The 12851-nt window shown below is 59.1% G+C and carries 3 protein-coding genes, 2 tRNA genes, 3 rRNA genes and 2 pseudogenes; all 10 read left to right on the top strand.

Annotated elements, in window-relative coordinates:
• Window positions 1–4 precede the first annotated feature (4 nt).
• The 10 genes and pseudogenes from ACZ1G0_RS00050 to rrf all read left to right on the top strand — a co-directional run bounded on the left by ACZ1G0_RS00050 (window position 5) and on the right by rrf (window position 12825).
• Window positions 5–2980 (top strand): annotated as a pseudogene (locus ACZ1G0_RS00050) (DNA translocase FtsK).
• Window positions 2981–3048: 68 nt separating this feature from the next.
• Window positions 3049–4428, top strand: a complete 1380-nt coding sequence (locus tag ACZ1G0_RS00045; RefSeq protein ID WP_472735069.1) for a cytochrome P450 — start codon at window positions 3049–3051, stop codon at window positions 4426–4428.
• Between the two features lie 90 nt (window positions 4429–4518).
• Window positions 4519–5114 (top strand): annotated as a pseudogene (locus tag ACZ1G0_RS00040) (LolA family protein).
• 99 nt (window positions 5115–5213) lie between these two features.
• Entirely contained in the window at window positions 5214–6110 is an 897-nt protein-coding gene (msrP, locus tag ACZ1G0_RS00035) for a protein-methionine-sulfoxide reductase catalytic subunit MsrP (RefSeq protein ID WP_472735068.1), read from the top strand.
• Entirely contained in the window at window positions 6107–6721 is a 615-nt protein-coding gene (gene msrQ / locus ACZ1G0_RS00030; protein ID WP_472735067.1) for a protein-methionine-sulfoxide reductase heme-binding subunit MsrQ, read from the top strand. Before msrP ends, msrQ begins: the two co-directional genes overlap by 4 nt.
• 649 nt (window positions 6722–7370) lie before the next feature.
• Window positions 7371–8838 (top strand): 16S ribosomal RNA (locus ACZ1G0_RS00025).
• 134 nt (window positions 8839–8972) lie between these two features.
• Window positions 8973–9048 (top strand) — tRNA-Ala (locus tag ACZ1G0_RS00020).
• Between the two features lie 230 nt (window positions 9049–9278).
• A tRNA-Ile gene (locus tag ACZ1G0_RS00015) sits at window positions 9279–9355 on the top strand.
• Between the two features lie 336 nt (window positions 9356–9691).
• Window positions 9692–12631: ribosomal RNA gene (locus tag ACZ1G0_RS00010) — 23S ribosomal RNA — on the top strand.
• 79 nt (window positions 12632–12710) lie between these two features.
• A 5S ribosomal RNA gene (rrf, locus tag ACZ1G0_RS00005) occupies window positions 12711–12825 on the top strand.
• The 16S, 23S and 5S rRNA genes sit together here with 2 tRNA genes alongside, the layout of an rRNA operon.
• The last annotated feature ends 26 nt before the right edge of the window (window positions 12826–12851 follow it).

Genomic DNA, 12851 nt, shown 5'->3' with positions numbered 1-12851 from the left:
AGACATGGCATATCAAACCCGCACGAAAGACCCCCTTCTGGACCACGGCCTGCAAGCCATCTTGCGCAGGCGGGGCAAGGAAGGGTTGGGCGCGGCCTTGATCCTCGCTTCGGTGTGTTTGGCACTGATGCTGGCGTCCTACTCCCCCGACGACCCCAACCTGTTCGCCGCCACCGAGGTCGAGCCGCGCAACCTGATGGGCGGTGTCGGCGCCTTGCTGGCTGCCCTGTTCATCATGGGTCTGGGCTGGGCTTCTTGGGCGATTTCAATCGCTTGTCTGGTCTGGGGCCTGCGTTTGACCTTACACAAAGGGGCAGAGCGGGGCCTGAGCCGCGCGATCTTTGTGCCCATCTGGGTGGTGGTCTGCGCGATCTACATGTCCACCCATGTGCCCGGCGAAAACTGGGTCCATAGCTTTGGTTTGGGGGGATTGTTTGGCGATACGGTGCTTGGATTTCTGCTGAGCGTTCTGCCCATCGGGGCGGCGTTCGGGCTGAAACTATTGTCTGCACTCTGGTTCGGCGCGGCCATCGCCTTGGGCCTGTTCGTCCTTGGTGCGGACCGAGAGGAATTGGACTGGATGCGCGCCTTCCTGATCGGGGGGCTGGGCACCAGCTTTGCCGGGTTGACCGCTGTGGGCCAAGGTGCGGGCAAGGGCGCGGCCCGTGCGGCGGCTGTCTACAAGGATCGGCGCGCGGCCCGGGTGGTGCATCCGCAGGCCACGGGCTACGACGATTATGACCAACCCCTGGACGAAGCGGCGGCCTACGCGGCTCCGCCCGCATTCGACTATGCCCCTGAACCTGCACCAAAAAACCCAGTCTACTGGCTCGCGTTCCCCTGCTGACCCGCAAGCCGGAGCCGGAGCTGGAACCCGAATACTACGTGCCCCCGTCCCACCTGCCCGAGGATGCGACCGCCCCCACGGACGACCGGGTCAAGGCCCGGATCGCCAGCGCAATTTCGTCCCGCGTCAAGCGCGGCCAACCTGTGGCCCCCCGCCCACGGGGGCCGAGGCGGCGGCGATGCGGCCACCCGAACCTGCGCCAACCCGGGCAGAACCCCTGCTGGGCGCCTTCGCCAGCGCGCGCCGGGCCGCGCCCCAAACCCGCCACGAACCGGTTTTGACGGCCGCCCCGACGCCGACCGCACCCGTGCACGAATCCGCACGAGTCCCCCACCAACCCGTGCACACCCCGGAGCAGGTCGCCCCGTCAGCCCGCGAAACAGCCCCCTTCGCCCTGGAAGGGGACGCTCCCTTCGAAGAGATGATCGAGGATCCCTATGATGACGCACCGGCCCCGGTGATCCCGACCCCCACGGTCGTGCCCGTGCCGCAGCCCGCGCGCGGACCCGGGGTCGCCCTGAACCGCAAGGTCGTACAGCATCCGCCCAAGAAAACCGCGCAGCCCTCGCGCCGGGCCATGGCCGAGGCGCAGCCCAGCCTGTCGCTGGAAGACGAGCCGCCCGCCGCCTATGAGCCGCCCCCCTGTCGCTGTTGGCCAACCCCGCCAAGATCGAGCGGGTGCAGCTGTCCGACGAGGCGCTGGAACAAAACGCATCCATGTTGGAAACCGTGCTGGAGGATTACGGCATCAAGGGCGAGATCGTCAGCGTCCGCCCCGGCCCCGTGGTCACGATGTACGAACTCGAACCCGCCCCGGGCCTCAAGGCCAGCCGCGTGATCGGTCTGGCCGACGACATCGCCCGGTCCATGTCCGCCCTGTCCGCGCGGGTCAGCACCGTGCCCGGGCGCAGTGTGATCGGGATCGAACTGCCCAACGACCAACGCGAAACGGTGGCTTTGCGCGAAATCCTCGCGGGCAAGGACTTTGGCGACAACACCATGAAGCTACCGCTGGCCTTGGGCAAGGATATCGGCGGCGCGCCTGTGGTGGCCAACCTGGCCAAGATGCCCCACCTTTTGATCGCGGGGACCACCGGTTCCGGTAAATCCGTGGCGATCAACACGATGATCCTGTCGCTGCTGTACCGGCTATCCCCCGAAGAGTGTCGGATGATCATGATCGACCCCAAGATGCTGGAACTCAGCGTCTATGACGGCATCCCGCACCTGTTGTCCCCCGTTGTCACCGACCCGAAAAAGGCGGTCGTCGCCCTGAAATGGGTCGTGGGCGAGATGGAGGAACGCTATCGCAAGATGTCCAAGATGGGTGTGCGGAACATCGACGGCTACAACGGCCGGGTCGAGGATGCCCTGTCCAAGGGCGAGATGTTCACCCGCACGGTCCAGACCGGGTTCGATGACGAGACCGGGGAACCCGTGTTCGAGACCGAGGAAAACAAGCCAGAGAAGATCCCCTATATCGTCGTGATCGTGGACGAGATGGCCGACCTGATGATGGTCGCCGGCAAGGAAATCGAGGCCTGCATCCAGCGTCTGGCGCAGATGGCGCGGGCGTCCGGCATCCACCTGATCATGGCCACGCAGCGCCCTTCGGTCGATGTGATCACCGGCACGATCAAGGCCAACTTCCCCACGCGGATATCGTTCCACGTGACGTCGAAAATCGACAGCCGCACGATCCTTGGCGAAATGGGGGCCGAGCAACTGCTGGGCATGGGCGACATGCTGTATATGGCGGGCGGGTCCAAGATCACCCGGGTCCACGGTCCCTTCTGTTCGGACGAAGAGGTCGAGGAAATCGTCAACCACCTGAAATCCTTCGGCCCGCCGGAATACGCCAGCAGCGTGCTGGATGGTCCCGACGACGAGAAATCCAGCGACATCGACGCGGTGCTGGGCCTTGGCGGAAACACCGGCGGCGAAGATGCGCTGTACGATCAGGCGGTTGCGATCGTGGCCAAGGACCGCAAATGCTCCACCTCCTACATCCAGCGCAAGCTGGGGATCGGCTACAACAAGGCCGCCCGTCTGGTGGAACAGATGGAAGACAATCACGTGGTGTCCCCGGCGAACCACGTGGGCAAACGGGATATCCTGTTGCCCGAGGAATAGGGCGCGTCTGACGGCGAACGGACGAAGTCGGCAGTGGTTTTGCCATTACGGGCGGTCTAGGCTGTGTCATGGACACTGCCCGCCCGCCCTTTGTTCCCGCCTCTGTCACGCCCATTGATCCCGGGGCGTCTTTCGTGCGGCGCGTGCGGGTGGCGGCGCGCAACACGGTCGAGTTGTTTCCACAGTCCACCTATGACGACTTTATCACCCGGGACCGGTTTGCCGGGCAGAACGTCGTTTTGGTGTCGGACCCGGACGTGGTGCAGGGGGTGCTGCAAACCCATGTTGACCAGTTCCCCAAGTCCGATCTGGAACAGGTCTTGTTGGAACGGGCCACGGGACGCGGGATGCTGACGGTCTCGGGACACGACTGGCGCGTGCAGCGGCGCGCGGCGGCTCCGGTGTTTCGCCATGAAAAGCTGATGGCGCTAGCGCCGCTGATGATCGCCTCGGGGCAGGGGTTGGCGGCGCGGCTGCGCGGGCGGGCCGGGGCCGACAGGCGCTGTGCGGATATCATGCCCGACATTGCCGATGCGACCCTGCGGGTGATGATCGACACCATCCTGTCCGATGACGCGGGCGTGCTGGACCGGGCGCAGATTGCGGCGGATGCGGATGTGTTGTTGGAAACCGTGGGCAAGATTGATCTGTTCGATCTGTTCCGGCCCACGCGCGGCCTGCCCAAGCCGTGGCAGGTGACGCGGAACCGGGCCATGGGCCGTCTGCGGGCCGCTGCCGTCGATGCCATCACCCACCGCCGGGCCACGGATCGGTTCGGCGCGGATCTGCTGTCGCTGTTGATGCAGGCGGTGGATCCTGCGTCGGGGCAGGGGATGAATGATGTCACCTTGCGCGATAACTTCGTGACGTTTCTGGGGGCGGGGTTCGAGACGACCTCGCTGGCGCTGACGTGGTCGCTGTACCTGCTGGCCCATCATCCGGAGTGGCAGGACCGCCTGCACGCAGAAGTGACACGGGTGTGCGGTGACGGCCCCATGGCGCCCGAGCATATCGCCCAGCTGGTGGAACATGAGTGGGTGTTGAAAGAGGCGATGCGCCTGTATCCGCCCGGACCCGCCTTGGACCGGGTGGCGGCGCAGGACATCACCGTGGCGGGGGTGGGGTTTCGCAAGGGGGACTATGTATCCGTGGCCATTTATCCGATGCACCGGCACACCCGCCTGTGGGACGCGCCCGCGCTGTTTGACCCGGGGCGGTTCGCCCCGGACCGCGCGGCGGCGCAGCACCGGTTCCAGTACATCCCCTTTTCCGGCGGCCCCCGTGTGTGCATCGGCCTGCGCTTTGCCATGTTGGAGGCTGTGGCCCTGTTGGCCCATATGACCCGCGCCGTGACCTTTGCGCCCGTGCCCGGCCATATACCCACGCCCCACGCGCGGATCACACTGCGCCCCTTGGGCGGCATGCCCCTGCGGACCATGGCGCGCTAGGCCCCTTGGCTGGGCAAGGGTTCGCGCAGGGTTTGGACCGGGCGCGGTTCCCCCTTGGCGCGGCGGGGTGGGCGTGACTATCTGTGTTCCATGAAAACACTGATTGCCACGGCCCTGACCGCCCTGACCTTTGCCGCCCCCGCTTGGGCCGAGAAACTGTCTGTCGCTGCGATCAGCGGCTACCTCAACAGCTTTGCCACCGCCCAGGCCGCCTTTACGCAGGTCAACGGCGACGGCTCCATCTCGACCGGAGAGTTGTCCATGCGCCGCCCCGGGCGTGCGCGGTTCGATTATGCCGGGGACGCCGGGCTGGTGATCGCGGGCGGCGGGCAGGTGGCGATCTTTGATCCGGTGTCCAACACGCCCCCCGAACAATACCCCCTGCGCCGCACCCCCTGACCCATGTGCTGGCGCGCAACGTGGATCTGGCACGATCGGGCATGTTGATGGCCCATGATTACGACGGTCAGGCCACCTCTGTCGTGCTGCAAGACCCCGAACATCCCGAATACGGTAACATTCGGCTGGTGTTCACGGACGCCCCCGTGACCCTGCGCCAGTGGATCATCACCAACGAATCCGGCGACGAAACCACCGTGATCCTTGGGGATTTCCGCACCGGAGTGCGGATTCCGGCGCGCTTTTTCTCGATCCCGCAAGAGGTCGAGGCCCGGGGCCTGAACTGACACACCCCTGACAACCCCGTGAGGAGGGCGGAAACGGTTTGGGCAAATCCCTATCTTGGGCGACAAGTAGGAAAGCCCAATGAACCGGAGACGCCCCCAATGAAACGCTTTGTGCCCGATCTGACCCGCGCCGATGTCACCCCCGAGGCGGTCTTTCTGAACCGCCGCCAGATTTTGGCCGGGGGCAGTGCGGCGGCCCTGATGGCAGGCAGCGCCCATGCCAACACCGATGATCTGAAACCCAACACGTTTGAAGAGATCACGACCTACAACAACTTTTACGAATTCGGCACGGGCAAGGGCGATCCGGCCAAATACGCCCATATGCTGACGACCCAGCCGTGGTCGATCAAGATCGACGGCATGGTGGACAACCCCGGCACCTATGACCTGACCGATCTGATTGGCGACATCCCCACCGAGGAACGCATCTACCGGTTCCGCTGTGTCGAGGCGTGGTCCATGGTGATCCCATGGAACGGGTTCGAGTTGAACAAGGTGCTGGCCAAGGCCGGCGTGCAGGATGGGGCGAAATACGTGGGCTTTGAAACCCTCGTCCGTCCCGAAGAAATGCCCGGCCAGCAGCGCGCGTCGCTGGATTGGCCCTACCGCGAGGGGTTGCGTCTGGACGAGGCGATGCACCCCCTGACGATCATGGCCACGGGGATCTATGGCAAACCCATGCCGAACCAGAACGGTGCGCCTATCCGTCTGGTGGTGCCGTGGAAGTATGGCTTCAAATCCATCAAATCCATCGTGCGGATCACCCTGACGGACAAGGAACCCGCCACCAGCTGGAACATGGCCAACCCGCGGGAGTATGGGTTCTATTCCAACGTGAACCCCAACGTGGATCACCCCCGGTGGTCCCAAGCCAGCGAGCGGCGCATCGGCGGCGGCATCTTTGCCCCGCGCATCGATACGCTGATGTTCAACGGATACGAGGATCAGGTCGCCGACATGTACGAAGGCATGGATCTGGCCAAGTTCATATGACCCTTGCCTTGCAGATGGGCCCCCGCGTCTCGGGGGCCGCGCGTCGGGTGCCGACGTGGGTTGTATATAGTGCAGGCGCGGCCCTGCCGGTCTGGCTGTTTTATCAGGCGGTCACCGGGGCGCTGGGCGTGGACCCGGTCAAGGCGATGGAACATCAGCTGGGCCTGTGGGCGCTGCAGGCGCTGATCGCATCCCTGTGCATATCGCCCCTGATGAAATACGGCCGCATCAACCTGATGAAGTTCCGCCGTGCCCTGGGCTTGCTGGCCTTCTTCTATATGGCGTTGCACCTGACGGTCTGGCTGGCGCTGGACCTGCAATTCCGCTGGGGCGAGATCTGGGCCGATATTTACAAACGCTGGTACATCACCATCGGCATGGCGGCCTTTGCCCTGGCCATCCCCTTGGCCCTGACATCGTGGAACGGCGCGGTGCGGCGCATGGGGGGGACGGCATGGCGGCAGTTGCACAAGCTGGCCTATCCCGTGGCGCTGTTGGGGGCCGTACACTTTGCGATGCAGGAAAAGGTGTGGACCCCGGATGCAGTCCTGTACCTTGGCATCGTGATCGGCCTTTTGGCCCTGCGGGGACGGCGGCTGATTCACGGGTGACTCGGGCGTTTGGCTCCAGTCTGGGGTTAAGTCTGTGGATAACCGGGCATGTTGTGTCTGTCCCCGTGGGGACAGCGCCCTGATACACTCTAAGGTATAGTTGGCGCCGCGTTGTTCAGGCCAAAGTAAAAACAAGACTGCGCGCTAAATTATTGTAATAAAAAGATATTCCAAGAAAGTGCGAAAAAGATAGGAAGTTTGCAAAAAGGGGTTGCGGGTCTCAGCCCCTCGGCTTAAACCCCCTTTCACCGGCGGCGCTGCGGCGCGGGTCGGGGCGCTGGACGGAGCGAGGGACACGGTCCTGAGGGAAGTTTGGCAGACACTACTGGGATGGATGACGCGGGTTGCGCCAAGGGAATTTGGTGCTTCTTGTTGATTTTTGTCCTTTGCTCTTTGAAATTGATAGTATCTGAAGAGATATGTGGGCGGTTTGGTTCATTCGATGGATCAACGTCTGTACATATCGTCTCTTAGGGTTTTGGCTTTTTGGCTGGGGTCCGATGATAGAGGTCAGCTTCACTGTTTGAGGGTTTTCGGTTACTTTGGTAGCTGAAGCACTAAACAGAGAAAGGCTTCACGGTTTACAGTAATGGCCGTGGAGTTGATGTGCAGAGGTTCGAACGTCAAGGATAAGCTGGAAACAGCTTTTCAACTTGAGAGTTTGATCCTGGCTCAGAACGAACGCTGGCGGCAGGCCTTATACATGCAAGTCGAGCGCTCTCTTCGGAGGGAGCGGCGGACGGGTGAGTAACGCGTGGGAACATACCCTTTTCTGCGGAATAGCCACTGGAAACGGTGAGTAATACCGCATACGCCCTTCGGGGGAAAGATTTATCGGAGAAGGATTGGCCCGCGTTAGATTAGATAGTTGGTGGGGTAATGGCCTACCAAGTCTACGATCTATAGCTGGTTTGAGAGGATGATCAGCCACACTGGGACTGAGACACGGCCCAGACTCCTACGGGAGGCAGCAGTAGGGAATCTTAGACAATGGGCGCAAGCCTGATCTAGCCATGCCGCGTGTGTGATGAAGGTCTTAGGATCGTAAAGCACTTTCGCCAGAGATGATAATGACAGTATCTGGTAAAGAAACCCCGGCTAACTCCGTGCCAGCAGCCGCGGTAATACGGAGGGGGTTAGCGTTGTTCGGAATTACTGGGCGTAAAGCGTACGTAGGCGGATTAGTCAGTCAGAGGTGAAATCCCAGGGCTCAACCCTGGAACTGCCTTTGATACTGCTAGTCTTGAGTTCGAGAGAGGTGAGTGGAATTCCGAGTGTAGAGGTGAAATTCGTAGATATTCGGAGGAACACCAGTGGCGAAGGCGGCTCACTGGCTCGATACTGACGCTGAGGTACGAAAGTGTGGGGAGCAAACAGGATTAGATACCCTGGTAGTCCACACCGTAAACGATGAATGCCAGTCGTCGGCAAGCATGCTTGTCGGTGACACACCTAACGGATTAAGCATTCCGCCTGGGGAGTACGGTCGCAAGATTAAAACTCAAAGGAATTGACGGGGGCCCGCACAAGCGGTGGAGCATGTGGTTTAATTCGAAGCAACGCGCAGAACCTTACCAACCCTTGACATCCCTATCGCGGTTACCAGAGATGGTTTCCTTCAGCTCGGCTGGATAGGTGACAGGTGCTGCATGGCTGTCGTCAGCTCGTGTCGTGAGATGTTCGGTTAAGTCCGGCAACGAGCGCAACCCACGTCCTTAGTTGCCAGCAGTTCGGCTGGGCACTCTAGGGAAACTGCCGGTGATAAGCCGGAGGAAGGTGTGGATGACGTCAAGTCCTCATGGCCCTTACGGGTTGGGCTACACACGTGCTACAATGGTGCCTACAGTGAGTTAATCTCCAAAAGGCATCTCAGTTCGGATTGGGGTCTGCAACTCGACCCCATGAAGTCGGAATCGCTAGTAATCGCGTAACAGCATGACGCGGTGAATACGTTCCCGGGCCTTGTACACACCGCCCGTCACACCATGGGAGTTGGGTCCACCCGAAGGCCGTGCGCCAACCAGCAATGGAGGCAGCGGACCACGGTGAGCTCAGCGACTGGGGTGAAGTCGTAACAAGGTAGCCGTAGGGGAACCTGCGGCTGGATCACCTCCTTTCTAAGGATGTTCCTAGCAGCAAGAACTTGTTCTTACTCGTGGAACACTTAGCAGTCACTTTAAGTGACAAACATCGGACCGAGCCGTCCTCATATCTCTTCAGATCGTGGTTGCGAAAGCAGCCCTTACTTACCGGGGCGTTAGCTCAGCTGGGAGAGCACCTGCTTTGCAAGCAGGGGGTCATCGGTTCGATCCCGATACGCTCCACCACTTGCACTTTTGCGATGCAAAGGTGTCAAGGTAAGGTGAATGCGGCAGGGTATCAGCGCAGCTGATGTCCCGAGAGCATTTGCCGATTGCGTATGATCGGGGATTTGATCCCGTTGCGGTCATCGCGTGAACCAGCCTGGATCGCAGCGCTTTGCCGATTGGCCCTTCTCGGGACATTCGCTTTGCGAATACCCTGCCAGGGCGACGCGCTTCCGCAAGCGGAAGCTGCTGGGTCGGTAGCTCAGGTGGTTAGAGCGCACGCCTGATAAGCGTGAGGTCGGAGGTTCAAGTCCTCCTCGACCCACCACTTCATTTGAAGTGGCCCTTTTACAGACAGACTAGATCGTTGAGCCTTTGGCTTTGCCATCCAGTTTGGATGAATTGATATCGTATATAGAGATACACATCAGTATCATGAGAACGCCCGCGTGAGGGATGTTCGGAACGGCGGCTTCGGTTGCCCGGAAAATCATGATATTATTCCAAGTAAATACACTAACCGATGAGGGTTCGCACGGACCCTTGTCAACGTATCCACGTTGCGAACCAGCGCGTGGTGCGGGAAAAGTATGCATTTGATTAATGCCGGTCCGGTTACAAAAGACGGACTTGGCGCGGAAGAGGTCTAACTTCTTCTGGATCAAATCAAGCGCGAGAAGGGCGTTTGGTGGATGCCTTGGCAGTAAGAGGCGATGAAGGACGTGATACTCTGCGATAAGCGTTGGTTAGCCGAGAATAGGCTTTGATCCAACGATCTCCGAATGGGGCAACCCACCTGACATCTTACTATTGTTACTTCGTAACGGACACTCCGTGTCGACCTTTGGTCGGTACATTTTGATCTTTGATCAAAACACTGGGTGGTCGGTGCGGTGTACTCAATAGTGAGATGAACCAGGGATTTTTAACCTGAATACATAGGGTTAAAAAGGCAAACCCGGGGAACTGAAACATCTAAGTACCCGGAGGAAAGGAAATCAACAGATACTCCCCTAGTAGCGGCGAGCGAACGGGGACCAGCCGAGCCATGAGTGTGATTAGAATGCGTTGGGAAGCGCAGCCATAGCGGGTGATAGCCCCGTATAAGAAGCATGATTGGACGTATTAAGTAGGGCGGAACACGTGAAATTCTGTCTGAACATCGGAGGACCACCTTCGAAGGCTAAGTACTCCTTACTGACCGATAGCGAACCAGTACCGTGAGGGAAAGGTGAAAAGCACCCCGACGAGGGGAGTGAAACAGTACCTGAAACCGAACGCCTACAAACAGTCGGAGCCTCCTTGAGGGGTGACGGCGTACCTTTTGTATAATGGGTCATCGACTTGGTCTCACGAGCAAGCTTAAGCCGATAGGTGTAGGCGCAGCGAAAGCGAGTCTTAATAGGGCGCATGAGTTCGTGGGATCAGACCCGAAACCGAGTGATCTAGGCATGACCAGGATGAAGGTTAGGTAACACTAACTGGAGGTCCGAACCCACACCTGTTGAAAAAGGTCGGGATGAGTTGTGCCTAGGGGTGAAAGGCCAATCAAACTCGGAGATAGCTGGTTCTCTGCGAAATCTATTTAGGTAGAGCGTCGTGTCTTACCCCGGGGGGTAGAGCACTGGATGGGTAATGGGGCCCCACAGGCTTACTGATCCTAACCAAACTCCGAATACCCGGGAGTACAATCACGGCAGACACACTGCGGATGCTAACGTCCGTAGTGAAGAGGGAAACAACCCTGACCTCCAGCTAAGGCCCCTAATTCATGGCTAAGTGGGAAAGCAGGTGGGACGACCAAAACAACCAGGAGGTTGGCTTAGAAGCAGCCATCCTTTAAAGATAGCGTAACAGCTCACTGGTCTAAACAAGTTGTCCTGCGGCGAAGATGTAACGGGGCTCAAGCCATGAGCCGAAGCTGAGGATGCACATAGTGCATGGTAGCAGAGCGTAGTGTGAAATAGCTCCACGCCTATTCTTTCTAAGATGCGGACCTTTGCGCTCAAGCAGCGTAAGCGGTAGCGCGTAGAAAGTCGTAGGCTCGGAGCTTTCGATGAAGCCGGGGCGTGAGCCATCCGGTGGAGAGATCACTAGCGAGAATGATGACATGAGTAGCGACAAACAGGGTGAGAGACCCTGTCGCCGAAAGTCCAAGGGTTCCTGCTTAAAGTTAATCTGAGCAGGGTAAGCCGACCCCTAAGGCGAGGCCGAAAGGCGTAGTCGATGGGAACCAGGTTAATATTCCTGGGCCAGTTAGAAGTGACGGATCGTGAAGGTTGTTCACCCTTATTGGATTGGGTGGGCCGCTCATCGGTTCCTGGAAATAGCTCTAACATAAGATCGTACCCTAAACCGACACAGGTGGACTGGTAGAGAATACCAAGGCGCTTGAGAGAACGATGTTGAAGGAACTCGGCAAAATACCTCCGTAAGTTCGCGAGAAGGAGGCCCAGTTTCTACGCAAGTATTGACTGGGGGCACAAACCAGGGGGTGGCGACTGTTTACTAAAAACACAGGGCTCTGCGAAGTCGTAAGACGACGTATAGGGTCTGACGCCTGCCCGGTGCCTGAAGGTTAAAAGGAGGAGTGCAAGCTCCGAATTGAAGCCCAGGTAAACGGCGGCCGTAACTATAACGGTCCTAAGGTAGCGAAATTCCTTGTCGGGTAAGTTCCGACCTGCACGAATGGCGTAACGACTTCCCCGCTGTCTCCAACATCGACTCAGCGAAATTGAATTGCCTGTCAAGATGCAGGCTTCCCGCGGTTAGACGGAAAGACCCCGTGCACCTTTACTACAGCTTCACACTGGCATCAGGCACAACATGTGCAGGATAGGTGGTAGACTTCGAAGCAGGGACGCCAGTTCCTGTGGAGTCATCCTTGAGATACCACCCTTGTTCTGCTTGATGTCTAACCGCGGTCCGTTATCCGGATCCGGGACCCTGTGTGGCGGGTAGTTTGACTGGGGCGGTCGCCTCCTAAAGCGTAACGGAGGCGCGCGAAGGTTGGCTCAGAGCGGTCGGACATCGCTCGTTGAGTGCAATGGCAGAAGCCAGCCTGACTGCGAGACTGACAAGTCGAGCAGAGTCGAAAGACGGCCATAGTGATCCGGTGGTCCCGAGTGGAAGGGCCATCGCTCAACGGATAAAAGGTACGCCGGGGATAACAGGCTGATAATGCCCAAGAGTCCATATCGACGGCATTGTTTGGCACCTCGATGTCGGCTCATCTCATCCTGGGGCTGGAGCAGGTCCCAAGGGTACGGCTGTTCGCCGTTTAAAGAGGTACGTGAGCTGGGTTTAGAACGTCGTGAGACAGTTCGGTCCCTATCTGCCGTGGGTGTAGGATACTTGAGAGGAGTTGCCCCTAGTACGAGAGGACCGGGGTGAACGATCCACTGGTGGACCAGTTGTCATGCCAATGGCAGTGCTGGGTAGCTATGATCGGAAAGGATAACCGCTGAAGGCATCTAAGCGGGAAGCCCCCTCAAAACAAGGTATCCCTGAGAACCGAAGAAGACCACTTCGTCGATAGGCCAGAGATGTAAGCGTGGTAACACGTTCAGTTGACTGGTACTAATTGTTCAATAGGCTTGATTTGATCCAGTAGAAGATAGACTTCAAAAAACAAATCAAACGCATACACCAAAATACTTGGAATAATCGTGTGGCTTTCTCGGATTGGTGGTCATAGCGCGAGTGAAACACCCAGTCCCATTCCGAACCTGGCCGTTAAGCACCGTTGCGCCAATGGTACTGCGTCTTAAGACGTGGGAGAGTAGGTCACCGCCAATCCTAGTAAGCCACACACAATCAGTATC

The organism is Thalassobacter sp. HA4-2, assembly GCF_055693705.1.
This window is presented reverse-complemented; position numbering and strand designations above follow the sequence as displayed.